20 protein-coding genes and 1 riboswitch are annotated in these 24,870 nt (G+C 70.6%); of the genes, 16 read left to right on the forward strand and 4 right to left on the reverse strand.

The genetic code is table 11. The annotated features are described in order from the left end of the window. Positions 1 to 316 precede the first annotated feature (316 nt). The 3 genes from ABZT06_RS28800 to mfd all read left to right on the forward strand — a co-directional run bounded on the left by ABZT06_RS28800 (position 317) and on the right by mfd (position 7,513). Positions 317 to 1,105: an ABC transporter ATP-binding protein gene (locus ABZT06_RS28800; RefSeq protein ID WP_355746996.1), complete on the forward strand. Its 789-nt coding sequence runs from the start codon at positions 317 to 319 to the stop codon at positions 1,103 to 1,105. After that, entirely contained in the window at positions 1,102 to 3,681 is a 2,580-nt protein-coding gene (locus ABZT06_RS28805) for an FtsX-like permease family protein (protein WP_355746999.1), read from the forward strand. Before ABZT06_RS28800 ends, ABZT06_RS28805 begins: the two co-directional genes overlap by 4 nt. A 301-nt stretch (positions 3,682 to 3,982) precedes the next feature. Continuing rightward, a complete protein-coding gene (mfd, locus tag ABZT06_RS28810; RefSeq protein ID WP_355747002.1) occupies positions 3,983 to 7,513 on the forward strand; it encodes a transcription-repair coupling factor in 3,531 nt (1,176 codons plus the stop codon). Positions 7,514 to 7,658: 145 nt separating this feature from the next. Here the strand turns inward: mfd and ABZT06_RS28815 are convergent, their stop codons facing one another. Further along, the gene (locus ABZT06_RS28815; protein ID WP_355747005.1) at positions 7,659 to 8,243 is read right to left on the reverse strand and encodes a TetR/AcrR family transcriptional regulator; all 585 of its coding nucleotides are present in this window, start codon (positions 8,241 to 8,243) and stop codon (positions 7,659 to 7,661) included. Positions 8,244 to 8,364: 121 nt separating this feature from the next. Between ABZT06_RS28815 and ABZT06_RS28820 the strand changes: the two genes are divergently transcribed. Then, on the forward strand, positions 8,365 to 9,279 hold the full coding sequence (locus tag ABZT06_RS28820) for a hypothetical protein (RefSeq protein ID WP_355747008.1): 915 nt from the start codon (positions 8,365 to 8,367) through the stop codon (positions 9,277 to 9,279). A gap of 18 nt (positions 9,280 to 9,297) precedes the next feature. Continuing rightward, on the forward strand, positions 9,298 to 9,906 hold the full coding sequence (locus ABZT06_RS28825; RefSeq protein WP_355747011.1) for a nucleotidyltransferase family protein: 609 nt from the start codon (positions 9,298 to 9,300) through the stop codon (positions 9,904 to 9,906). Positions 9,907 to 10,033: 127 nt separating this feature from the next. Here ABZT06_RS28825 and ABZT06_RS28830 read toward each other — a convergent pair whose 3' ends face one another. Further along, on the reverse strand, positions 10,034 to 10,219 hold the full coding sequence (locus tag ABZT06_RS28830) for an Rv0909 family putative TA system antitoxin (protein WP_355747014.1): 186 nt from the start codon (positions 10,217 to 10,219) through the stop codon (positions 10,034 to 10,036). Positions 10,220 to 10,411: 192 nt separating this feature from the next. Here ABZT06_RS28830 and ABZT06_RS28835 point away from each other — a divergent pair, with 192 nt between their 5' ends. Both ABZT06_RS28835 and ABZT06_RS28840 read left to right on the forward strand, forming a co-directional pair. After that, on the forward strand, positions 10,412 to 11,134 hold the full coding sequence (locus tag ABZT06_RS28835) for an HNH endonuclease family protein (RefSeq protein WP_355747326.1): 723 nt from the start codon (positions 10,412 to 10,414) through the stop codon (positions 11,132 to 11,134). 84 nt (positions 11,135 to 11,218) lie between these two features. Continuing rightward, positions 11,219 to 11,962, forward strand: a complete 744-nt coding sequence (locus ABZT06_RS28840) for a GNAT family N-acetyltransferase (protein ID WP_355747017.1) — start codon at positions 11,219 to 11,221, stop codon at positions 11,960 to 11,962. A 24-nt stretch (positions 11,963 to 11,986) separates the two neighbouring features. Here ABZT06_RS28840 and ABZT06_RS28845 read toward each other — a convergent pair whose 3' ends face one another. Next, on the reverse strand, positions 11,987 to 12,781 hold the full coding sequence (locus ABZT06_RS28845; protein ID WP_355747020.1) for a hypothetical protein: 795 nt from the start codon (positions 12,779 to 12,781) through the stop codon (positions 11,987 to 11,989). Between the two features lie 105 nt (positions 12,782 to 12,886). Further along, positions 12,887 to 13,549 (reverse strand): hypothetical protein, encoded by a 663-nt coding sequence (locus ABZT06_RS28850; protein WP_355747024.1) that lies wholly within the window; start codon positions 13,547 to 13,549, stop codon positions 12,887 to 12,889. A gap of 212 nt (positions 13,550 to 13,761) precedes the next feature. Between ABZT06_RS28850 and ABZT06_RS28855 the strand changes: the two genes are divergently transcribed. The 9 genes from ABZT06_RS28855 to ABZT06_RS28895 all read left to right on the forward strand — a co-directional run bounded on the left by ABZT06_RS28855 (position 13,762) and on the right by ABZT06_RS28895 (position 24,782). After that, complete coding sequence (locus tag ABZT06_RS28855) at positions 13,762 to 15,990, forward strand: N-6 DNA methylase (protein WP_355747027.1); 2,229 nt, start codon at positions 13,762 to 13,764, stop codon at positions 15,988 to 15,990. A gap of 126 nt (positions 15,991 to 16,116) precedes the next feature. Then, positions 16,117 to 16,728: a hypothetical protein gene (locus ABZT06_RS28860; protein ID WP_355747031.1), complete on the forward strand. Its 612-nt coding sequence runs from the start codon at positions 16,117 to 16,119 to the stop codon at positions 16,726 to 16,728. A 38-nt stretch (positions 16,729 to 16,766) separates the two neighbouring features. Then, positions 16,767 to 18,260: a serine/threonine-protein kinase gene (locus ABZT06_RS28865; protein ID WP_355747329.1), complete on the forward strand. Its 1,494-nt coding sequence runs from the start codon at positions 16,767 to 16,769 to the stop codon at positions 18,258 to 18,260. A gap of 90 nt (positions 18,261 to 18,350) precedes the next feature. Then, positions 18,351 to 19,187 carry a glycoside hydrolase domain-containing protein gene (locus tag ABZT06_RS28870; RefSeq protein WP_355747034.1) on the forward strand — a complete coding sequence of 279 codons (837 nt, stop codon included), beginning with the start codon at positions 18,351 to 18,353 and terminating at the stop codon, positions 19,185 to 19,187. 155 nt (positions 19,188 to 19,342) lie between these two features. Next, positions 19,343 to 19,990, forward strand: a complete 648-nt coding sequence (locus ABZT06_RS28875) for a SurA N-terminal domain-containing protein (protein ID WP_355747037.1) — start codon at positions 19,343 to 19,345, stop codon at positions 19,988 to 19,990. Positions 19,991 to 20,116: 126 nt separating this feature from the next. Further along, positions 20,117 to 21,115 carry a nucleoside triphosphate pyrophosphohydrolase gene (locus tag ABZT06_RS28880; protein ID WP_355747040.1) on the forward strand — a complete coding sequence of 333 codons (999 nt, stop codon included), beginning with the start codon at positions 20,117 to 20,119 and terminating at the stop codon, positions 21,113 to 21,115. 117 nt (positions 21,116 to 21,232) lie between these two features. Beyond that, positions 21,233 to 22,540 (forward strand): cytochrome P450, encoded by a 1,308-nt coding sequence (locus ABZT06_RS28885; protein ID WP_355747043.1) that lies wholly within the window; start codon positions 21,233 to 21,235, stop codon positions 22,538 to 22,540. Between the two features lie 192 nt (positions 22,541 to 22,732). Then, positions 22,733 to 23,713, forward strand: coding sequence for a transglycosylase family protein (locus tag ABZT06_RS28890; RefSeq protein WP_355747045.1), 981 nt, complete (start codon positions 22,733 to 22,735; stop codon positions 23,711 to 23,713). A gap of 205 nt (positions 23,714 to 23,918) precedes the next feature. After that, a riboswitch (cyclic di-AMP (ydaO/yuaA leader) is annotated at positions 23,919 to 24,086 on the forward strand. 3 nt (positions 24,087 to 24,089) lie between these two features. Continuing rightward, on the forward strand, positions 24,090 to 24,782 hold the full coding sequence (locus ABZT06_RS28895; RefSeq protein WP_355747047.1) for a transglycosylase family protein: 693 nt from the start codon (positions 24,090 to 24,092) through the stop codon (positions 24,780 to 24,782). Positions 24,783 to 24,870 lie beyond the last annotated feature (88 nt).

Consider the following 24,870-nt stretch of genomic DNA (forward strand, 5'->3'; position numbering starts at 1 on the left):
ATCGCCTCCACCCGGCGGTGGACTGCCCCTAGGGGTACCTCCGCACTACGGCTGGGGGAGGGTTCGTACCGCCGGAGGAGGAGAAGGGCCCGGGGCCGTCCTTAACCTGGCTTTACGCCGCTGGGGAGCGGTGGGGGGAGGGGCGACCGGATGGACGGGGGTGGGGTTTTCCCCCGGAGAAGAGGGTGCTGAGCACCAGCGCGCCGGACCGCCCCGCGGCACCAGACTGAACGCCGTACCGAGCAAGACACCAGCACCCGACCGAACGCCGGGCGGTCCCGGCGGCTCACTGACTGACCGATATAGGAGACATACCGTGACATCGGCTGTAACCATCACCAGGCACGGGGGCACTGGAGGGCGTACGGCCGTTGCCGCGCGGGCTCGGCAGGTCGTCAAGGCGTACGGGTCCGGTGAGACCCGTGTCGTCGCCCTCGACCACGTGGACGTGGACATCGCCCGCGGACAGTTCACCGCGATCATGGGCCCCTCGGGGTCCGGCAAGTCCACCCTCATGCACTGCCTCGCCGGGCTCGACACCGTGACGAGCGGTCAGATCCACCTGGACGACACCGAGATCACCGGCCTGAAGGACAAGAAGCTCACGCAGCTGCGCCGGGACCGGATCGGGTTCATCTTCCAGGCGTTCAACCTGCTGCCGACGCTCAACGCGCTCGAGAACATCACGCTGCCCATGGACATCGCCGGGCGCAAGCCCGACAAGGAGTGGCTGGCGCGCGTGGTGGACACAGTCGGCCTTTCCGACCGGCTCAGGCACCGGCCCACCCAGCTCTCCGGCGGACAGCAGCAGCGCGTCGCCGTGGCCCGCGCCCTGGCCGCGCGCCCCGAGATCATCTTCGGTGACGAGCCGACCGGAAACCTCGACTCGCGCGCGGGTGCCGAGGTGCTGGGCTTCCTGCGCCGCTCCGTCGACGAACTCGGGCAGACCATCGTGATGGTCACGCACGACCCCGTCGCCGCCTCGTACGCGGACCGCGTGCTGTACCTCGCCGACGGCCGGATCGTCGACGAGATGCACAAGCCCACCGCCGAGGCCGTCCTGGACCGCATGAAGGACTTCGACGCCCGGGGGCGCACGTCATGACCGTCATGAAGACCTCCATGCGCAACTTCTTCGCGCACAAGGGACGCATGGCCCTGTCGGCCGTCGCCGTCCTGCTGTCGGTCGCCTTCGTCTGCGGGACGCTGGTGTTCACCGACACCATGAACACCACCTTCGACAAGCTCTTCGCGGCCACGTCCTCGGACGTGACGGTGAGCGCCAAGGGCGCCTCCGACAGCGGCGAGACCACCTCCGACAACGGCAAGCCGCCGGTCATGCCGGCCTCGGTGCTGACGAAGGTGCGCGAGGCGCAGGGCGTGAAGTCGGCGGAGGGGACCGTCTTCTCGACCTCGGTGACCGTGGTGGACGCCGACAAGGACAGCCTCTCGCCGTCCGGCGGCGGCCCGACCATCGTCGGCAGCTGGAACGGCAACGACGCCCGCACCATGAAGGTCACCTCCGGTTCGGCGCCGAAGAACGCGGACCAGGTCATGGTCGACAAGGACACCGTCGACAAGCACCACCTGAAGCTCGGCGACGAGATCGGTGTCATCAGCGCGGTCGGCACGCACACCGCGAAGATCTCCGGTGTCGCCGAGTTCCAGGTCACCAACCCCGGCGCGGCGATCTTCTACCTGGACACGAAGACCGCCCAGCGGACGCTCGTCGGCGAGTCGAACGTGTTCACCAACGTCAACGTCACGGCCGCGACCGGCGTCACCGACGCACAGCTCAAGAAGAACGTCGCCGCCGAACTCGGTGGCACCTACAAGGTGCAGACGGCCAAGGAGACCGCCGACGCCAACCAGAAGGACGTCGAGGGCTTCATGAACGTCATGAAGTACGCGATGCTCGGCTTCGCCGGGATCGCCTTCCTCGTCGGCATCTTCCTGATCATCAACACCTTCTCGATGCTGGTCGCCCAGCGCACCCGGGAGATCGGCCTGATGCGGGCGATCGGGTCCTCGCGCAAGCAGGTCAACCGGTCCGTGCTGGTCGAGGCGCTGCTGTTGGGCGTCTTCGGGTCGGTGCTCGGGGTCGGCGCGGGCGTCGGGCTCGCGATCGGGCTGATGAAGCTCATGGGCTCCATGGGCATGAACCTGTCGACCAGCGATCTGACGGTCGCCTGGACGACTCCGCTGGTCGGCCTGCTGCTGGGTGTGGTCGTCACCGTCCTCGCCGCCTGGCTGCCGGCCCGCCGCGCGGGCAAGGTCTCGCCGATGGCCGCCCTGCGTGACGCCGGCGCCCCCGCGGACGCCAAGGCGGGGCGCGTACGGGCCCTGGTGGGCACGCTCCTGACCGGTGGCGGCGCTTACGCGCTCTACCTCGCCGCCGCGGCCGACAAGGCCAAGGAGGGCTCCCTGTGGCTCGCCCTCGGTGTGGTGCTCTCCCTGATCGGCTTCGTCGTGATCGGCCCGCTCCTCGCGGGTGGCGTGGTGCGCGTCCTGGGTGCGGTCGTCCTCAGGGTGTTCGGCCCCGTCGGCCGCATGGCCGAGCGCAACGCCCTGCGCAACCCGCGCCGTACGGGAGCCACGGGCGCCGCGCTGATGATCGGCCTCGCGCTGGTCGCCTGCCTGTCGGTCGTCGGCTCCTCCATGGTCGCCTCGGCCACGGACGAGCTCGACAAGACGGTCGGCACGGACTTCATCGTCCAGTCCGACAGCGGCCAGATGGTCACGCCGGCGGCCGTGAAGGCCATCCGGGACACGCCCGGCCTCGAGCAGGTCACCGAGTACAAGAGCACGGAGGCCGACTACACGACCCCCGACGGCAGGACGCTCAAGGACACCGACATCACGGCGGCCGACCCGACGTACGCGACCGTCCTGCGCACCAAGACGGTCGCCGGGAAACTCGCCGACGCCTACCGGCCCGACTCGATGTCCGTGCACGACAAGTTCGCCAAGGCGCACGCCATCCACCTCGGGTCGAAGATCAAGGTCGCCTTCAAGGACGGCGCGACCGCGAACCTGACGGTGCGGGCCATCACGAGCAGCGAGGGACTCATCGACGCGGGCTCGAAGTACATCTCCACCGCCACCCTCGCGACATACGTGCCGGCCGACAAGATGCCGCTCGACCAGCTGGTCTTCGCCAACGCCAAGGACGGGCAGCAGGACACCGCGTACAAGTCGCTGAAGTCGGCGCTGCACGACTATCCGCAGTACACCGTGCGCGACCAGACCGACTACAAGGAAGCCTTCAAGGACCAGATCGGGCAGCTCCTGAACATGATCTACGGCCTGCTGGCCCTCGCGATCATCGTCGCGATCCTCGGTGTCGTGAACACCCTGGCGCTCTCGGTGGTCGAGCGGACCCGGGAGATCGGCCTCATGCGGGCGATCGGCCTCTCGCGGCGCCAGCTGCGGCGGATGATCCGCATGGAGTCGGTGGTGATCGCGCTCTTCGGCGCACTGCTGGGCCTGGGGCTGGGCATGGGCTGGGGCGCGACCGCCCAGAAGCTCCTCGCCCTGCAGGGTCTGAAGGTCCTGGACATTCCCTGGCCGACGATCATCGCGGTCTTCGTCGGATCGGCCTTCGTGGGCCTGTTCGCCGCCCTGATCCCGGCGTTCCGGGCGGGCCGGATGAACGTCCTGAAGGCGATCGCGACCGAGTAGCCGCCCTGAGAACGGGGGGACCGGGGGAACGCCCGGCGCCGAGAAGTCACGGGGGACTTCTCGGCGCCGGGTTTTTCGGTGTCCTTCTTCGGTGTCCCTTTTTGGTGTCCCTTTTTGGTGTCCACGGGCCCCCGCGGGTGTTTCGCCGTCCACAGGGCACCCGCGGGTGAGGCGGGGTTGTCCACAGGCTCCGGCGGCCGGGCCGACGCCGTCGTAGGCTGGAGAGCCCCCGGCCCTTCGTTGTGTCGGGCCCTTCGCGTTGCCCACCCCCCAGAAACCCCCCGGACGAAAGCCGCCCAGAATGAGCCTGCACGGTCTGCTCGACGCCGTCGTCAAGGACCCCGCCCTCGCGGAAGCGATCACGGCGGCCCAGGACGGCAACCGCATGCACGTCGACCTGGTCGGCCCCCCGGCGGCCCGCCCCTTCGCGATCGCCGCCCTCGCACGCGAGGCCGGCCGTCCCGTCCTCGCGGTGACGGCCACGGGCCGTGAGGCGGAAGACCTGGCCGCGGCCCTGCGCTCCCTGCTCCCCTCGGAGGGGGTCGTGGAGTACCCGTCCTGGGAGACCCTCCCGCACGAGCGCCTCAGCCCCCGCTCCGACACCGTCGGCCGCCGTCTGGCCGTCCTGCGGCGCCTGTCCCACCCCCGCCCCGACGACCCCGAGACCGGCCCGGTCTCCGTGGTCGTCGCACCCGTACGGTCCGTGCTCCAGCCGCAGGTCAAGGGCCTCGGCGACCTGGAACCGGTGGCCCTGCGGACCGGACAGACCGCCGACCTGAACGCGATCGTGGAGGCCCTGGCCGCCGCCGCGTACGCGCGCGTGGAGCTCGTCGAGAAGCGGGGCGAGTTCGCCGTCCGAGGAGGCATCCTCGACGTCTTCCCGCCCACCGAGGAACACCCCCTGCGCGTCGAGTTCTGGGGCGACGACGTCGAGGAGATCCGCTACTTCAAGGTCGCCGACCAGCGCTCCCTGGAGGTCGCCGAGCACGGCCTGTGGGCCCCGCCCTGCCGCGAACTGCTCCTGACGGACGACGTACGCGCACGTGCGCGTGCCCTCGCCGAAGAGCACCCGGAGCTCGGTGAACTGCTCGGCAGGATCGCCGAGGGGATCGCCGTGGAGGGCATGGAGTCCCTGGCTCCCGTCCTCGTCGACGACATGGAGCTCCTGCTCGACGTCCTGCCCAAGGGCTCCATGGCCGTGGTGTGCGATCCGGAGCGGGTCCGCACGCGTGCGTCCGACCTCGTGGCCACCTCGCAGGAGTTCCTCCAGGCATCCTGGGCGGCCACCGCGGGCGGCGGCGAGGCGCCCATCGACGTCGGCGCGGCCTCCCTGTGGTCCATCGCCGACGTCCGCGACCGCGCGCGCGAGCTGGACATGATGTGGTGGTCGGTGTCGCCGTTCGCGGCCGATCTCGAGCTTGAGGCGGACACCCTCAAGCTCGGCATGCACGCCCCCGAGACCTACCGCGGCGACACCGCCAAGGCGCTCGCCGACACCAAGGGCTGGCTCGCCGACGGCTGGCGCGCGGTCTTCGTGACCGAGGCGCACGGCCCCGCGGCCCGTACCGTCGAGGTGCTGGGCGGCGAGGGCATCGCGGCCCGCCTCGACGCGGAGCTCGCGTCCCTGAGCCCGTCCGTCGTGCACGTGGCGTGCGGCTCCATCGAGTACGGCTTCGTCGACCCGGCGCTGAGACTCGCCGTCCTGACCGAGACCGACCTGACCGGGCAGAAGGCGGCCGGCAAGGACGGCGCCCGGATGCCCGCGCGGCGCCGCAAGACGATCGACCCGCTCACCCTGGAGGCGGGCGACTACATCGTCCACGAACAGCACGGTGTGGGCCGCTACATCGAGATGGTCCAGCGGACCGTGCAGGGCGCCACGCGCGAGTACCTCGTCGTCGAGTACGCCCCCGCCAAGCGCGGCCAGCCCGGCGACCGGCTCTACATCCCCACCGACCAGCTGGAGCAGATCACCAAGTACGTCGGCGGCGAGGCGCCTACGCTGCACCGGCTCGGCGGCGCCGACTGGACCAAGACCAAGGCGCGCGCGAAGAAGGCCGTCAAGGAGATCGCCGCCGACCTGATCAAGCTGTACAGCGCGCGGATGGCGGCCCCCGGGCACACCTTCGGGCCGGACACCCCGTGGCAGCGTGAGCTGGAGGACGCCTTCCCGTACGCGGAGACGCCCGACCAGCTCACCACCATCGCCGAGGTCAAGGAGGACATGGAGAAGTCGATCCCCATGGACCGCCTGGTCTGCGGCGACGTCGGCTACGGCAAGACCGAGATCGCGGTCAGGGCCGCCTTCAAGGCCGTACAGGACGGCAAGCAGGTGGCCGTCCTCGTGCCGACGACCCTGCTGGTGCAGCAGCACTTCGGGACGTTCTCCGAGCGGTACTCCCAGTTCCCGGTGGTCGTGAAGGCGCTGAGCCGCTTCCAGACCGACACCGAGGCGAAGGCCGTCCTGGAGGGGCTGCGCGAGGGCTCGGTGGACGTCGTCATCGGCACCCACCGGCTGTTCTCCTCGGAGACCAAGTTCAAGGACCTCGGTCTGGTCATCGTCGACGAGGAGCAGCGCTTCGGCGTCGAGCACAAGGAGCAGCTGAAGAAGCTGCGCGCCAACGTCGACGTGCTGACCATGTCCGCGACCCCGATCCCGCGCACCCTGGAGATGGCGGTCACCGGCATCCGTGAGATGTCGACGATCACCACGCCCCCCGAGGAGCGCCACCCGGTGCTCACCTTCGTCGGGCCGTACGAGGAGAGGCAGATCGGCGCGGCCATCCGCCGTGAACTGCTGCGCGAGGGCCAGGTCTTCTACATCCACAACCGGGTCGAGTCGATCGACCGGGCGGCTTCGCGCCTGCGCGAGATCGTCCCCGAGGCGCGCATCGCGACCGCGCACGGCCAGATGTCGGAGCAGGCCCTGGAACAGGTCGTCGTCGACTTCTGGGAGAAGAAGTTCGATGTGCTCGTGTCGACCACGATCGTCGAGTCGGGCATCGACATCTCCAACGCGAACACGCTGATCGTGGAGCGCGGCGACAACTTCGGCCTGTCCCAGCTGCACCAGCTGCGCGGCCGGGTGGGCCGTGGCCGCGAGCGGGGCTACGCGTACTTCCTGTACCCGCCGGAGAAGCCGCTGACGGAGACGGCGCACGAGCGCCTGGCGACGATCGCCCAGCACACGGAGATGGGCGCGGGCATGTACGTCGCGATGAAGGACCTGGAGATCCGCGGCGCGGGCAACCTCCTCGGCGGCGAGCAGTCCGGGCACATCGCGGGCGTCGGCTTCGACCTGTACGTCCGCATGGTCGGCGAGGCCGTCGCGGACTACCGGGCCTCCCTGGAGGGCGGGGTCGAGGAGGAGCCGCCGCTGGAGGTCAAGATCGAGCTCCCGGTCGACGCCCACGTCCCGCACGACTACGCGCCGGGCGAGCGGCTGCGGCTGCAGGCCTACCGCGCGATCGCCTCGGTGAACACCGAGGAGGACGTCAAGGCCGTACGCGAGGAACTCGTCGACCGCTACGGCAAGTTGCCCGAGCCGGTGGAGAACCTGCTGCTGGTGGCGGGCCTTCGGATGCTCGCCCGCGCGTGTGGCGTCGGCGAGATCGTCCTTCAGGGCACCAACATCCGCTTCGCACCGGTGGAGTTGCGGGAGTCGCAGGAGCTGCGGCTCAAGCGGCTCTACCCGGGCACCGTCATCAAGCCGGCCGCGCACCAGGTGCTGGTGCCACGCCCGAAGACGGCGAAGGTGGGCGGAAAGCCGCTGGTCGGGCGGGAGTTGCTCGGCTGGGTGGGGGAGTTCCTGACGTCGATCCTGGGGTCGTGACGGCAGCACATCGCGACCGAGTGGCCTCGATGGTGTGATCCGCCGCCAGGCCACCGTTCACGCGCGCGCCCGCCGGTGAGTAGTGCCAAGTCCCGTCTGCTCAGGGGCCTGTCTGCTCAGGAGCCCGTTTCAGGAGCCCGTGAGTTCAGGGCGTGCGGAACAACGTGGTCGCGAGGGTACGGAACACCTCCTCGGGGTCCTGGTCGCCGACCGGGCCGTCCAGGTTGTGGCTGAGGAGCAGCGTGGCGAAGCCGTGGGCGAGGGACCAGGCGGCTACTCCCGCGAGGCGGCTGTCGATGCCGTAGTCGTCGGCGCGTACTGCTGAGACCGAGGTGCGCAGGGCGTCGGTGGCCAGGGCGCGGGCCGTGGTGAGTTCCAGGTCGTCGGCGCGCAGCAGTTCGGGCGCGAACATCACCTGGAAGTGGGCCGCGTGCTCGCGAGCGAAGCGTACGTAGCGCACGCCCGCGTCCTTGAGGTCCGGGGCGTCGTTGACGGCGGCGGCGAGCAGCGCGAAGCCTTCGGCGGCGATCGCCGTGAGCAGCCCGGTGCGGTCCCGGAAGTGGTGGGCCGGGGCGGCGTGCGAGACCCCGGCCCGGCGGGCCAGGTCGCGCAGGCTCAGCCCGGCGGGGCCGTCGGCGGCGATGACGTCGAGGGCGGCGGTGAGGATCGCGCGGCGCAGGTCGCCGTGGTGGTAGGGGCGGTTCGGCTGGTCTGTCTCCGCGGGTGCCATGGTCAGAGGATACGCCCAATCTAGGCATTGACAAGTTCGGGCTGCCGGGGCAATCTAGTCAGTGTCAAGTTGTGGGGTGGGTGCGTAGTCCGGGGGACTTCGCTGACGACGGGGGTGTGGCATGTCGAAGCACGACGGCAGGACCGCGGTCGAGACCGGCGGGGCGGGTGACGCAGTGGAGCTGACCCGCGTGCGCCAGCTCTGGCATCTGCTGGAACCCCTGCACGCGGTGCTCTACTACGCGCCGGAGGTCTCCGAGGAGGTGGCGGCGCTCGGGTACGGCACGAAGGAGCGCTGGCCGAGCTACTTCCCGTTGCGTGCCGCGCCGATGGGGCGGGTGGGCGCCGAGCGGGTGACGTCCGCGTTCTACAGCTTCAGTCCCCGCATGGTCGCCGAGCACATCGACTCCGCCTGGGCGACCGCCGAGCCCGGTGCGGTTCTGGCGGCGAGGCTGCGGGGGATCGACCGGGTCTACCGCGCGATGTTCGGTGACCGCGTCGACAGCCCCCAGCTGGTGGAGGCCGCCGCTCTCGCCCGGCGCGCCGCCGAGGCGGTGAACACGGCGGGCCGCCCGCTCGCCGCGGCCAATGCCGAGCTGGAGTGGCCCGAGGCTCCGCACCTCCAGCTGTGGCAGGCGGCGACAGTCCTGCGTGAGCACCGCGGTGACGGCCACATAGCGGCTCTGCTCGTGGCCGGCCTCGACCCGGTCGAGTCGCTGGTCTCCTTCGCCGCGATCGGCGCCGCGTCCGTGGAGCGCTTCGAGAGCCGAGGCTGGAGTGCCGGGGAATGGGAGTCCGCGCGCGAGCGCCTGACGGCCCGTGGGCTGGTCGACGAGAAGGGCGAGGCCACGGACGCCGGCCGCGACCTCCGCCACCAAGTGGAACACCACACCGACCAACTCGCGGCCGGACCGTGGCAGTTGCTCGGTGCGGCCGACGTGACCCGGCTCGCGGACCTGCTCGGCGACTTCTGGGTCGCGGTGCTGTCCTCCGGGCTGCTCCCGTCGGAGACGACCCTGGGCATCGGCAAGGCCTGACCGTGATAGTCAGGACGGATGCTCGGACGACTTCCCCTCACGGAGCAACTGGACGCGTTCCGTTCCACGCTCGGCCGCAACGAGATCCTGACCGAGGTGATGGCCAGGACGGCGAAGCTTGACCTGCCGGGCTGGTACGTGACGGGGGGCTGCCTGTTCCAGACCGTGTGGAACGTGGTCACCGGCAGACCCCCGGCCCAGGGCATCAGGGACTACGACGTCTTCTACTTCGACGACACCGATCTCTCCTGGGAGGCCGAGGACGCCGTGATCAGGGCGGGCCGGGAGGTGTTCGACGGCCTGCGGGCCGAGGTGGAGATCCGCAACGAGGCCCGGGTGCACCTCTGGTACGAGCGGAAGTTCAAGGTGCCCTGCCCGCCGCACGACTCCACCGAGTCCGCCATCGACCGCTTCGCCGCGACCACGTGCTGTCTGGGCGTGCGGCTGGAACCCGACGGGCGGTGGCGCGTCTACGCTCCCCGTGGGCTGTCCGACGTGTTCAACCTCGTGGTCCGGCCCAATCCGGTGCTCGCTCCGAGAGAGGTCTACGAGGCCAAGACCGTGCGCTGGAAGGAGGAATGGCCAGAGCTCACGGTGCTGCCGTGGCCGGCAGGCCCACCGGCGTGACCTTTACGGAACGCGAAGCCGCCCGCGCGGGGCGGAGCCGCGCGAACGGCCTCTCGTTCAGCGTGTGGTGGGGGAGCCCGCTCGGACCGCGCCCGGCGGGCCTGTGTCCTCCGTGCGGGTTTCGGCCCTACGGCTGGTCGGGCCTGTCGCGATCCATGCCGAGCGACCCCTCGATCTTCTGCTGCGCGTCGTCGACCTGGCCCTCGTACTTGTTGCCGGTCCTGTCGTTGACCTTGCGTTCCGCCATGTCGGACATGTCCTTGCCCTTGTCCTGCATCTGGCGGTTGCTCTTGAACCTGTCGAAGATGCCCATCCAGAGCTCCTTCCGGAGGTGACTCAGCAACGACGATACGGCGTATATGTCTGCAATGCCCACTTGGGAGGGCTGCGGTCTGGACCTCCTGAATGCCGCGGTGCGCCCGCTCGCTACGGTGTGCGCGACGTCGTACGAGGGAAGGCGCTCCCTGCGGGGGCGGACCGGGTTGCAAGGGGAGGGGCGCACGTGATGCGTCTGAGGGGCGGGGCCGCGGCCGCCGTCGTGCTGGTGTTCGCCGTGGCCGGGTGCAAGGCCGAGACGACCACAGGGGCCGGTGGGCCTGAGGAGACCGGAGGTGCCGCCGGTTCGGGGGCGGCCCTCACCGCCGCCGAGTCGCTCACCGTGAAGGGGCGGGCGCCCAAGACGGGTTACGAGCGGGACAGGTTCGGCACCGCGTGGGCGGACACCGACTCGAACGACTGCGACACCCGCGACGACATACTCAAACGCGACCTGGAGGACGTGAAGTTCACCGGCGGGGACTGCAAGGTGTCCTACGGCGTGCTCGAGTCGGACCCGTACTCGGGCAAGGAGGTGACCTATCGGCGAGGTCGCAGCCAGGTCGACATAGACCACGTGGTCGCGCTCTCCGACGCCTGGCAGAAGGGGGCCAAGTACTGGAACGCGAGCAAGCGGATAGCGCTCGCCAACGATCCCCTCAACCTCCTGGCCGTCGACGCGAGCACCAACCGTTCCAAGGGGGACGGTGACACGGCGACCTGGCTGCCACCGAACAAGGCGTACCGGTGCACGTATGTGTCCGCCCAGGTAGCCGTGAAGAAGAAGTACGACCTGTGGGTCACGGCCGCCGAGAAGTCCGCGATGGAGAAGGTCCTCTCGGGCTGCCCCGGCCAGAAACTCCCGGGGGGCGGCAACCCGACGGCGGCGCCGCCGCGGTTCCACGCGGACTGAGGAGCCTCGGGACGCGCGGTCGTGGGCTGTCGGCGGGCGGGAAACACGCTTTCCGGTGGGCGGTTCCGCGCCTACGGTGAGCGTATGGAGCTGAAGGTGTCCAGTCTCGCCGAGCGTCCCGAGATGCGGGAGCGTCTCCTCGACATGGCCGACAGCTGGCCGGAGTTCGTGACCGAGGACCTTGTGGGCAACGCCCACTACGGACGGATCTCCGGCGAACTCCCCGAGTACGTGCTGTTCGCCGAGGACGAGCGGGGCGAGGTCGTCGCGCACGCCCACAGCGTCCCCTTCGCCCTCCACACCGAGGACCGCGGTGAACTGCCCGCCCGGGGCTGGGACGAGGTACTGGTGTGGGCCTTCAGCGACCTGCGGCGTGGCGCACAGCCCGACACGGTCAGCGCGATCTCGGTCGTCGTCGATCCGCGCCTCCAGGGCCACGGCCTGTCCGCCCGGATGCTCTCGGCGATGCGAGACCAAGCCCGCGCCCACGGCTTCAGCGAGGTCGTCGCCCCCGTCCGCCCCAGCGCCAAGCACCTGGAACCGCACACCCCGATCGAGGAGTACGCCTACCGTGTACGCCCCGACGGCCTGCCGCACGACCCCTGGCTGCGCGTGCACGTCCGGGCCGGTGCCGAGGTGCACGCCGTGGCACCGGCCTCCATGACGGTGTCCGGCTCGCTGGAGCAGTGGCGCCGCTGGACCGGACTGCCCTTCGACACCCAGGGCGACATCGAGGTGCCCGGGGCGCTGGTGCCGGTGCGGTGCGAACCGGAGCGGGGGTACGCGGTGTACGTCGAGCCCAACGTGTGGATGCGGCACGCCCTTTGAGCGTGCCGCGTCCGTGCCGGTGGTTCAGCCACCCAGGGCGTCGAGGTCCAGAATGTCGCCGGCCGGCTTCTGCGTCGGGACCGGTTCGTCGAAGTCGCTGAAGGTGACGGACCCCTGGTCCGCGCCGGCCGTGCTGTCGATCCGCAGCAGATACGGCTTGCCCTCGGTGGCGACGTACAGCGTGTAGCGCTCCTTGCCGTCCTTCTCGTGCAGGGTGATCGCAGGCGCCCCGTCGACGGTGGCCGTCTTGCCGCGGCTCGCGTCGGAGTTGGTGTCCTCCGCGCCGTCGAGCACCGAGCCGAGGTCGCAGAAGCCCTCGAACTCCTTGGCGTCCGCACCCGTCGCCTTCGACTTGGTCCACTTTCCGGCCAGCATGGCCACGGCCGCGTCGGTGTCCGCCTTCGACTCGCCGTCGCTCTGCTCGCGGAGGAACGCCTCGTCGAACTTCATGTACACGATGTCTCCGGTCTTGATCAGGTCGGCCTTGCCCTTGCCGCCCATGCCGATGCTGCCGGCGCACTCGCCCTTCTTGTTCAGGAGGACGTCGAGGCTGATGGTGGCGCCGCTCTCGTCGTCGGGGATGTCGCCCTTCATCCGCAGCGAGGAGGCGCCGGTCGTGGCCTTCGTGGCCCGGTCGGCTATTTCGCCGCCGGTCAGCCCGGCGAAGGGTTCCTTCTTTGCGGCCGGCTTGCCCGAAGCGGCGGATGCGCTGGACGCGCTCGAGCTGCTGTCCGCCTTGTCCTGGCCCGACTGGCAGCCGGTGAGTCCTGCGGTGGCCGCGGCGGCGATGCAGAGCGCGGCGAGTGCGGTACGACGCATGGTGATTCCTTGGTGGGGATGCGGTGAGGTGATGAGGTGCGGGCGCGCTGTGTGTGGGGCGCGCCCCAGTGGTGAGCGAAAGGAGACCGAAGGGCGCGGGCCGCTTCAGCCGGTCTTCTTCCAGTCCTTGCAGCCGGTCGTCTTGAAGTAGGCGTCCGTAGCGCTGATCTTGACGACGGCCGTGCCGTTGACGTTGTCGTTCGCGAGGATCGAGTCGATGCCCTGCTCGGCGTCCTTGGTGCGCTCCCAGTAGCAGGAGTCGTCGGCGTTGCCGGTGGACTTGTAGGTGCCGGGGGCGATGTCCGCGCCGACTCCGAACATGCCGCCGTCGCCGGACATCCGGGAGGCGGGGGAGCCCTTCGGCTTCTCGTCGACGGCCTCCCAGTCGTTGCAGTCGCTCGACTTGAAGAGCTTGTCGGTGGCCTTGACGGTGACGTAACTGGTGCCGGTGACATTGTCGTTGGCCAGCAGCGAATCCGTCTCGCCCGAGGCGTCCTTGGCCCGCTCCCAGTAGCACATGCCGTCGCTGTTGCCGGTGGTGCGATACGTGCCGGGCTTGATGTCCGAACCGACCTGGAAGTCGCCGTCCCCCGAGACTGCGGCCTTCTTCTCGGCGACCCCGGCCTCGCGCTTCGCGGATGCCGAAGAGCCCTTGCCGGTGCCGCCGGAGGTGCCGCCGTCCCCCTGGTTCCCGGCGTTCGCCGACACGACTCCGATGACGAGGACTCCCACGACGGCGCCCAGCGCGACCTTGCCCTTCATGCCCATGGCTGTGTCCCCCCTACCGACGCGGCGACCCCTGCCACTCGGCGGTCGCTCGTTCGCTGGGTCAATAAGAGCAGAGACTGTGAACCGAGTCAACATGGTTCACGTGACTCATGGTGTACACGGCCGTGAAGGGGTGGATCTTGCTTTGCTCGGTATGCTCGGCGTCACATGCGGGCCGAGGGCTGGTTCCGTACGACGAGGGGAGCAGGCGGGTGCAGGACAACGCGACTGAGGTGACCGCCGCCGGTATCGCACGGCTGGCCGGTGTGGGCCGCGCGGCCGTCAGCAACTGGCGCCGTCGGCACGCCGACTTCCCGAAGCCTGTCGGCGGCACCGAGACCAGCCCGTCCTTCGCGCTCGCCGAGGTCGAGTCCTGGCTGCGCAAGCAGGGGAAACTCGCCGAGGTTCCCCTGCGGGAACGCGTCTGGCAGCAGCTCTCCGGACATCCCGACGGCCCGGTCACCGCCCTCACCCACGCGGGCTGCGTCCTGCTGCTGATCCACGACCGCCCGCCGGTCTGGCTGGAGGTGAGCGCCGGTTCCGACGAGCGCCTCGCGGAGATGCTGCCGGGGGCGCTGCGGGAGGTGTTCACACCACGGTTCGGGCCGGAGTCGGCGACGAGCGCTCAGTCGGCGATGAGTGCCCAGGCGACGAACAGCCGGACGGCCGAGAGCACCCCGTCCGCTGTGAACACCCCGGGGCCGGTTCACACACCCACCGCCGACCAGTCCTTTGCTGTGAACGCCGCGAACACTCCCGCGCCCCCCACGCCCCCCACAGCCCCCATGAACCCCCCGCCCCCCGTCGCACCCCACCCCGCCGTTCACACCCCCACCGCGCCGGAACTCCGCCCCTCCGCCCCCCTCCTGCGCGGCGTCGCCGAGCTCGCCGCCGAGCTGGGCGCCCGCCAGACCTTCGAGTTCCTGCTCGGCCGGCACCTCGACGCCAACCCGCGCCAATACACGCTCACACCCGCCGACCTGGCCGTTCTCATGGCCGACCTCGCGGGCCCCGCCCGTACCGTCCTCGACCCGGCCTGCGGCACCGGCGCCCTCCTGCGGGCCGCAGCCACCCGCCCCGACCAGAGGCTCTACGCGCAGGACAGCGCCCCCGAACTCGCCACGCTCACCACGCTGCGGCTCGCCCTGCACACCTGGTCCACCGTGCGCGGCGCCACCGGCGACACCCTGCGCGCCGACGCCCACCCGCAGCTGCACGCCGACGCGGTCCTGTGCCACCCGCCCTTCAACGAGCGCAACTGGGGCCACGACGAACTCGCCTACGACCCCCGCTGGGAATACGGCTTCCCGGCCCGCGCCGAGTCCGAGCTCGCCTGGGTCCAGCACGCCCTCGCCCGTCTCAAGGACGGCGGCGCCGGCGTCCTGCTCATGCCGCCCGCGGCAGCGTCCCGCCGCTCCGGCCGCCGTATCCGCGCCGACCTGTTGCGCCGCGGTGCCCTGCGCGCCGTGATCGCCCTGCCGGTCGGGGCGGCACCGCCGTACAACATCCCGCTGCACCTGTGGGTGCTGCGCCGCCCGGAAAGGGCGCCCGCGCAGCCGGAGGTGCTCCTCGTCGACGTGGGGCAGTTCCACGGCGAGGGGCGCGGCGGGCCGGACTGGCGGCCCGTACGCGAAGCCGTCCTCGACGCCTGGCACGCCTTCGGACGACCCGGCCGATTCACCGAACGGCCCGGTCTGGCCCGCGCGCTGCCCGTCATCGAACTCCTCGACGACGACGTGGACCTCGCCCCAGCCCGCCACCTGCCGCCCCCCGCGGCCGCCGACGGGGCCGAACAGCTCACGGCCGTGCGCGAGTTGCTGGGGGAGACCCTGCGCCTGACCGCGGACCTCCCCCCGCCGCGTACCGACACCGGACACGCCGCGCGGTGGCCGCTCACCACCATCGGCGAACTCGCGCGCGGGGGTGCCCTGATGCTGCGCACGGGGGGAAACGGCGGACACGCGCGTGTGCCCGTGCTCACCGACCACGACGTCCTCTCCGGGGCCGCCCCCTCCGGGACGCTTCCCGAGAGCGACGAGGAGGCCGTGCTGACCGAGCCGGGCGACGTCGTCGTGCCGGTGCTCGGCGGCGGCTCGGTGGCGCGCGTGATCGACGCGGCGACCGGGGGTGCCGCACTGGGACGCAACCTGGTGCTGCTGCGCCCCGATCCGGCGGCGCTCGACCCCTGGTTCCTCGCCGGTTTCCTGCGCGGCACCGCCAACAACCGCCAGGCCAGCAGCTACGCCTCCACCGCGACCCGGCTGGACGTGCGCAGGCTCCAGTTGCCCCGGCTCCCGCTCGACGAACAACGACGCTACGGCGAACGCTTCCGTGTGCTCGACGAGTTCGAGCGGGCGCTCAGACACGCCGGCCGGCTCGGCGACCAGCTTGTGCGCGGGATGTACGACGGGCTCACCGACGGAACGGTCGCCCCCGACTGACCCTCGCGCCCCACCGACGGCCTCCCCGACCGATCAGGTCGACAACGGTTCGGTACAACCCGTGACCTGTTGTCGGTGTCGACCTATACGCTCGAACCCCACATCGAATCCCGGTTCAGGAGCGTTATGTACGGCCACGGCGCGGTGCCGCCCGCCCGCAGCTCGGGCACCGTCATCGCCATGCGCGTGCTGTTCGCCGCCGCCGGCTTCCTCTCGTGCGGCCTGCTCGCCTGCGCTCCGCTGTTCCGGATCGCCTTTGTGCGCGGACGGTCGGTGGACTGGGTGCTGGCCTGGGCGAGCCTGCCGCTGTCCATCGCGTGCTTCGCGGTGGTCGGCGCGCTGCCGGAGACCGACCCCAGGACCGACGTCGCCATGTCGGTGGTCCTGCTCTTCGGCTTCTTCAGCAGCGTGTACTTCCTGGTGCTGGACATCCGGGCGCACCAGCAGCGGCAGTTCGCCGGTTACCCGCCGCCCCACGGCCCGACCGTCCACACCGGCTACGGCTATCCGCAGCCCACGCCGCAGCCCACGCCGCAGCCGACGCCGCCGTACGCCTCCACGCTCCTGCCGCAACCGCAACCGCAGCCCTCAACTCCTCCGGTCCCCGCCCCCGGTGTCGTCCCGCCCCCGCCGCCGCAGCGCCCCGCGCCCGCCCGCATCGACCAGGTGCGCGCCGAACTCGACGAGCTCAGCGACTACCTGCGCAAGCACGACGGCACCGCCGAGGGCGGCAGGTGACCGTGGCGACAGGACGTGTCGTCGCCGGCCGCTACGAACTGTCCACGCTCATCGGGCAGGGCGGCATGGGCCAGGTGTGGACGGCCTACGACCGGCGGCTCGACCGGCGCGTGGCGGTGAAGCTGCTGCGCCCCGACAAGGTGGCCGGACAGGAGGCGGACGAGCTGCGCCGCCGGTTCGTGCGCGAGTGCCGGGTAACCGCGCAGGTCGATCACCCCGGGCTCGTCACCGTGCACGACGCGGGCAGCGAGGGCGAGGAGCTGTTCCTCGTCATGCAGTACGTCGACGGCGCCGACCTCTCCGACCATCTCGCCGAGCACGACCCTTACCCCTGGCAGTGGGCCGTCGCGGTCGCCGCGCAACTGTGCGCCGTCCTGAGCGCCGTGCACGCCGTGCCGATCGTCCACCGCGACCTCAAGCCGCGCAACGTGATGGTGAAGCAGGACGGCACCGTCACCGTCCTCGACCTCGGTGTCGCCTCCGTCATGGACACCGACACCACCCGCCTCACCCACACCGGTTCGCCGATCGGCTCGCCCGCCTATATGGCGCCCGAGCAGGCCATGGGCGGCGCGGTCGGCCCGTACACCGACCTGTACGCACTGGGCGTACTGCTGCACGAACTGCTCAGCGGGGACGTCCCGTTCGCCGGCTCCACGGCACTCGGCGTGCTGCACCGGCACCTGTACGAGCCCCCGCTGCCCGTGCGCCGCACCCGCCCCGAGGTCCCCGAGGCGCTCGAGGCGCTGGTCCTGCGGCTGCTCGCCAAGGACCCGCAGCACCGCCCGGCCTCCGCGCAGGACGTCTACGAGGACCTGGCGCTGCTCCTGCCCGCGCGCGGGATGCCCACCGGAGCGCCCCTCGATCCCACCCGCCCCTTCCTGCGCCCGCACGCCCCCTGGCCGGACCGCGCGCGCACGCCCGCGCCCCAGCCCGCCCCGGTCACGCCGGCCCCCGAGAAGGCCGAGAAGCCGGACGTCGCGCACGCGGTCGACGAGGTCAAACGACTCCTCGGCGAGGGCCGCATCACCCAGGCCGTCGACATCCTGGGCGCCATCCTGCCCGCGGCCGCCGAACAGCACGGCGCGAACTCCCCGGTCGTACGCACCCTGCGCAAGCAGTACGCCGCCACCCTCATGGACGACGGCCAGTACCGGCGCGCCCTGCCCGAGCTGCGCCGCCTCGCCGACGAACGGGCGACCGAGGCCGGCCACGCCGATCCGCAGTCCCTGCGCTTCCGCTACGACGCGGCCCAGTGCCTGGAACAACTCGGCGAACCCGCGGCGGCACTGGCCGAGTACCGCGCGCTGCTGCCGTACTACGAGAACCAGTACGTGGCCGGTGACCCCCAACTCGCCCACGACGTCCGCCGCCGCATCGGCCACCTCCTGCTGGCCCTCGGCGACCGTGCCGCCGCCCACGACACCCTCGTGCGACTGCTGCACGACGTGGAGCGGCTCCACGGCCCGGGTCACCCGCTCGCGGTGGAGGTCCGCCGGACGCTCGAGTGGCTGGGACAGGTGCGCGGTTAGAAGGCACCACCCGCTTGGCCTTACGCTTCGTTCCAGTCAAGCAAGCCATGTACAGCACAACCAACAGCACAACCAGGGGTGGGGTCGTCCGTGTCGTCCAGGTCCAGTCATCGTCAGTCGAAGAAGCGCAGATACATCACCTGGGGCGTCGCCGGGGCCGCCGTGGTCGCCGGCGCGGGCCTCGCCGCGCAGAGCTCGATGGCCGCCACCACCTGGCCCGCGCAGAAGACGTACACCGGCCGCGCCTTCGACACCTGCGCCGCCCCCTCCCTGTCCGCGATGAAGGCCTGGCACGGCGGCCTCTACGGCGCCGCCGCCGTCTACGTCGGCGGCAAGAACCGCGGCTGCTCCCAGCCCAACCTCACCGCCTCCTGGGTCAAGTCGGTCAGCGCGGCCGGCTGGAAGCTCATCCCGCTCTATGTCGGCGCCCAGCCGCCCTGTCAGAGCGGTTCCAACCCCGAGAAGCTCACCGCCTCCACCGCCGCCTCCCTGGGCGCGACCGACGGCGCCGACGCGGTCGCCAAGTCCGCCGCGCTCGGCATGAAGGCCGGCAGTCCGATCTACCTGGACATGGAGGCGTACGACATCACGAACAAGGCGTGCAACGACGCCGTGCTCACCTATGTGCGCGCCTTCGACAAGACCCTGCGCGCGAAGACGTACCGCGCGGGCTTCTACGGCTTCACCAGCTCCAGCGCCAAGGCGATCGCCAACGCGACGAACAAGACCGACCTGCCGGGCAACCTCTGGTACGCGCTGTGGGACAAGCAGAACACCACGACGACGGACTGGCCGTTCGGCAAGACCCAGTACACCGATCACAGCCGCGGCCACCAGTACCTGGTCAACAGCAAGGAGACGCGGAACGGCTACACGATCACCGTGGACCGCGACGCCTGGGACGGCCCGGTGGCCATCACCGGCTGACCCCGGCACCCGCGCGTGCGTGCGGTGAGAGCGCGGCGGTGCCCGAAGTCGCGGTGAATCGTTGGTCGAATGGGTTGGCCAGAGCCGGTCCCCTGCCTACCATCGATCACCGCAAGACCTTGTGCACCGTCGCACAATCTCCTCGGGAGGCCTCCTTGCACCGCCGTCGTCGCACCGCGCTCGTCCTCTCCGCCGCCCTCGCCGCCGCGGCACCCCTGCTCACCGCCTGCGGGAGCGACGCGCATCCCGGCGCGGCGGCCGTCGTCGGCGGGCAGCGGATCACCGTCTCCCAACTGGAGAACCGGGTGACCGAGGTGCGTGACGCGCAGCGGGCGGCTGTCACGGACGAGACGCAGTACAAGCAGGCCATCGCCAAGACCGGCACCCTCACCCGCGACGTCCTGCACGGCATGGTCCTCGACCGGGTACTGCACCGGGCGGCCGCCGACGCGGGCGTGTCCGTGACCCGCAAGCAGGTCCAGGAGCTACGGTCGGGCCTGGAGGAGCAGGCGGGCGGGGCCAAGGGCCTGGAGACGACCTGGCTCCAGCAGTACGGCATCGCGCCCGAACGCCTCGACGAGAACCTCCGCCTCCAGCTGGAGGCCCAGAAGCTCGCCGGGAAGCTCGGCACCGACACCAGTGACCCCGCCTTCTGGAACGCCCTGAGCAAGGCGTCCAGGCAACTCGACGTCGACCTCAACCCGCGCTACGGCACCTGGGACGTCGCGAAGAGCACCCGCGTCGACGCGAAGACCCCGTGGGTACGCGAGGTCACGTCGACGGGGAGCGAGCAGAGCGCGTAGCGGGACGGAGCAGAGCGCGTAGCAGGGACGGAAACGCGCGGGGCGGATGATCGTACGATCACTCCGCCACCTCTGGCCTGTGGACAACCTGATCGCCCCGTCGGCACGGTGCGTTAGCTTCGAACTGTGAACGCAACCGGCTTCGAGCCCGCCCCCGACCAGGACCCCGACACGGCGTCCGCCCCCGGCCGCATCGTCCTGCTCACCACCAGCCACCGCGTCGCCCCCGGCCTGCTGTCCTGGCCCGCCTGGCAGGCGCTGCACGCCGCCGACCGTGTTCTGTGCGCGGACGGCGCCCGCCCCCAGCTGCCGTATCTGCGGGAGGCGGGAACAGCGGTCGACGAGACGTCCCCGACCGCGGAGGAACTGGTCGCGGCGTGCGCGGGCGGGCGCACGGTGGTCGTCGTGGCCACGGGCGAGGGCGAGCCGGCCCTCACGGACGGTCTGGCCCGCCTCGCCGGATCAGGACGCCTGCAGATGCCCGACCTGGAGCTGCTGCCCGCCTCCTACGACCTGCCCGGCGCCCGGCTCCTCGACCTCGTCCAGGTCATGGACCGCATCCGCGCCGAGTGCCCGTGGTCCTCCCAGCAGACCCACAAGGGCCTCGCGAAGTACGGCATCGAGGAGGCGTACGAACTCGTCGAAGCCATCGAGGAGGGCGACCGCGACGAACTCCGTGAGGAACTCGGGGACGTCCTGCTCCAGGTGATCTTCCACTCGCGGATCGCCGAGGAGGACCCGGACACCCCCTTCTCCATCGACGACGTCGCCGGCGGCATCGTCGCCAAGCTCATCCACCGCCACCCCCACGTGTTCGGCGACGAGACGGCCACCACCCCCGAGGAGGTCAAGGCCCACTGGCTGCGCACCAAGGCGATAGAGAAACAGCGCACCTCGGTCACCGAAGGCATCCCCCTCGGCCAGCCCGGCCTCGCCCTCGCCGCCAAGCTGGCGTCACGGGTGCGGACGGCGGGCCTGGAAGTACCCCTGCCCCAGAGCGAGGGCATTGGCTACGAACTGCTGGCCCTGGCCGCACGCGCCGAGGCGGAGGGCGTCGACCCGGAGACGGCCCTGAGAGCGGCGGCGCGGGCTTACCGGGATGCGATCCGGGAGATCGAGGGCTGAGGCACGCCGGTCGGGTGGGGGAGGGGCCCGGGATGGTGGGGGGAGGGAGGGCCCCCGGCACGTCCCGGAGACATGGTGCCGAAAGGCAAGCCCCACCCCTCCGGATACCGTCAAGGAGTGACCGACCAGCCCCCCGCCACCCCCGCCACCGAACTCTCCGCCACCGAGCCCCCCACGCCCCCCGCTCCCGACCTCTTCACCTGGGAGTTCGCCACCGACCCCTACCCCGCCTACGCCTGGCTCCGCGAGCACGCCCCCGTGCACAGGACCCGGTTGCCCAGTGGGGTGGAGGCCTGGCTGGTCACCCGCTACGTCGACGCCAAGCAGGCCCTGGCCGACCAGCGGCTGAGCAAGAACCCCGCGCACCACGACGAGCCCGCGCACGCCAAGGGCAAGACCGGTATCCCGGGGGAGCGCAAGGCGGAGCTGATGACGCATCTGCTGAACATCGACCCGCCGGACCACACCAGGCTCCGACGGCTCGTCAGCAAGGCGTTCACGCCGAGGAGGGTCGCCGAGTTCGCGCCCCGTGTGCAGGAGTTGACCGACCGTCTCATCGACGGGTTCGCGGCCACCGGCACCGCCGACCTCATCCACGAGTTCGCCTTCCCGCTCCCCATCTACGCGATCTGCGACCTGCTCGGCGTCCCCCGGGAGGACCAGGACGACTTCCGGGACTGGGCGGGCATGATGATCCGACACGGCGGGGGGCCGCGGGGCGGGGTCGCGCGGTCCGTGAAGAAGATGCGCGGCTATCTCGCCGAACTCATCCACCGCAAGCGGGAAGCGCTGTCCGATGAGCCCGCCCCCGGCGAGGACCTCATCTCCGGGCTCATCCGCGCCTCCGACCACGGTGAGCACCTCACCGAGAACGAGGCCGCGGCCATGGCCTTCATCCTGCTGTTCGCGGGTTTCGAGACCACCGTCAATCTGATCGGAAACGGTACGTACGCCCTCCTCACGCACCCCGAGCAGCGGAACCGGCTCCAGGAGTCCCTGGCCCGGCAGGAAAAGGGTCTCCTGGAGACCGGCGTGGAGGAACTCCTGCGCTTCGACGGCCCGGTGGAACTGGCCACCTGGCGGTTCGCCACCGAAGCCCTGCGGATCGGCGGGCAGGACATCGCGGCCGGGGACCCGGTGCTGGTCGTCCTCGCCGCCGCGGACCGGGATCCGGAGCGGTTCGCCGACCCCGATGTGCTCGACCTGTCCCGCCGTGACAATCAGCACCTCGGATACGGCCACGGCATCCACTACTGCCTCGGTGCCCCGCTCGCCCGCCTGGAGGGCCAGACCGCGCTCGCCACTCTCCTCACCCGCCTGCCGGACCTCCAACTCGCGGGGGATTCGGTCGATTTGCGCTGGCGTGGGGGGCTCATCATGCGTGGACTGCGCACTTTGCCCGTGGAGTTCACGCCCGTCCGGTAATCGACCGAGGGGTCCGGCCTATCCCCGTGCGAGGCCGGATAAACATGACGCGCCCTCAAGTATGTGATCTTCACGTGATCTACGCGGCATTAACTTGTGACAAGTGATCGAACCCCTATACGTTCACGGACCAGCGCGGTGCCCCGTACCACCCGCCGCGCTGGTACTTGCTGTCTCGCGAAAGGCCCCTCCATGCTCTCCGGGAACGGTCGTCACCGTCGCCCCCGTCAGGCTCCGGCTCTCCTTGTGGCAGCCGGTGTGACGGGATCCGCCATCGCGATCCCACTGCTCGGAGCGACCGGAGCGAGCGCCGCCACCGGCACCACCTGGGACCACGTCGCGGAGTGCGAGAGCGGCGGCTCCTGGAGCGCGAACGACGGCAACGGCTACTACGGCGGCCTCCAGATGTCCCAGGAGAACTGGGAGAAGTACGGCGGACTCGAGTACGCCGAGACCGCGGACCTGGCCAGCCGCAACCAGCAGATAGCCGTGGCCGAGAAGCTCCTCGCGGACCAGGGCATCGCCGCGTGGCCGACCTGCGGTCTGCTCAGCGGTCTCAGCAAGGACTCGAGCTCGGCCGACGTCGACACGGGCCTGGGGAGCGGTACACCCTCCGCTTCGGCGTCCGGCTCGTCGGAATCGTCTGGTTCGTCCGGTTCCTCCAATTCGTCGGGCTCCGAGGAGTCTTCCGGTCTGCTCGACGCGCTGGACGGTTCGTCCGCGACGCCCTCGCCGTCGGCCACCCCCTCCGGCAAGGGTGCCGGTTCCGCCAAGCCGGACAAAAAGAACTCTTCGGAATCCAGCGACTCCGCCACGAAGGACGCGCAAGCCTCCGACAGCTCGCCCGTGGTGAGCCCGGAAGGGGACGAAGTGGACAAGTCGTGGCAGGAGGGCAGCTCTTCGGCCCTCGTGGACGTCGGCGCCCTCGGTTCCGGCAAGCACCGCGGCGACAGCGCCGAGGAGGTTGCGACGAAGAGCACAGCCTCCTCCGCGGGCGGCCGGCACGCCGCCGCCACCTACGTCGTCCAGGAGGGCGACTCCCTCGCCTCCATCGCCGACTCCCTTGGCCTCGACGGCGGATGGCGTGCCCTCTATGCCGAGAACAAGGACCGCATCGGGGTCGACCCCAGCAACATCACCGCCGGTCAGACGCTCGACACAGGGGCTGAATAGGGCTGAAAAGCCCAGAAAAACAGCGGGAGTTCACGTCACACTTCGCACCGAATGTCCACTTTGGTGAAAGTGTGGGATGAGTCTCAGAAGCCCTGATCGTCTTTGAAATTCCGCCGAGCGCATGTCTACGGTCGTGACCGCTCGGCAACCCGAGCCCCGTCTGTCGCAACGCCGAATCCTGCCAGCGGCCGTACGGGAACAGTCGTCGCGTCAAGCGCCGTAGGCAGGAGCGGGGGACCCAAGGTAAGTGCCGGGCCCAGCAGTTCACGCTGGACCGGCTTGGGGTTAAGCCGCGCACCGCAGGGTGCGCGACCGGGCAACTCAACCGGCCCGAACCCGACAGCTCACCTCGCAGGCGTCGGTGAGGGGATCCACCATGCTGTTTTCCGGCAAGGGCAAGCACCGCCGTCCGTCCAAGGCCACCCGCGCCGCCGCGCTCGCCGGCGTCACCGGTGTCGCCATCGCCGCCCCGCTGATGGCGGCCGGCAACGCCTCCGCCGCGACCGCCTCCGAGTGGGACACCGTCGCCCAGTGCGAGTCCGGCGGCAACTGGTCCATCAACACCGGTAACGGCTACTACGGCGGCCTGCAGTTCTCGGCCTCCACCTGGGCCGCGTACGGCGGCACGCAGTACGCCGCGCAGGCCAACCAGGCCAGCAAGTCGCAGCAGATCGCCGTCGCCGAGAAGGTCCTCGCCTCCCAGGGCAAGGGTGCCTGGCCGGTCTGCGGCACGGGCCTGTCCAGCGCCGGCTACAACGGCGGCAGCTCGTCCTCCTCCAGCTCGAACTCCAGCTCCTCGAACTCGGGCACCAGCAGCCGCTCGACCGACGAGCAGAGCGCCTCGCGTTCCACCGACCGTCCGGCGGCCAAGAAGACCGTCACCACCCCGACCGGCAAGAAGGTCAAGAAGGGTGACGGCGAGTACAAGGTCGTCAAGGGTGACACCCTCAGCTCGATCGCCGAGAAGCACAAGGTCAAGGGCGGCTGGCAGAAGCTGTTCAAGCTGAACAAGGACATCATCGACGACGCCGACTTCATCTTCCCGGGCCAGCAGCTGCACCTGAAGTAACCCCCAGCTGAACCACAGGGCCCTCACAGCCGTGTCCTTCAGGATGAAGGCCACGTGAGGGTCACCCCCCGTCCCCACGGGCTCCCCG

The organism is Streptomyces sp. NPDC005483, from assembly GCF_040606035.1.
Classification (GTDB): Bacteria; Actinomycetota; Actinomycetes; order Streptomycetales; family Streptomycetaceae; genus Streptomyces.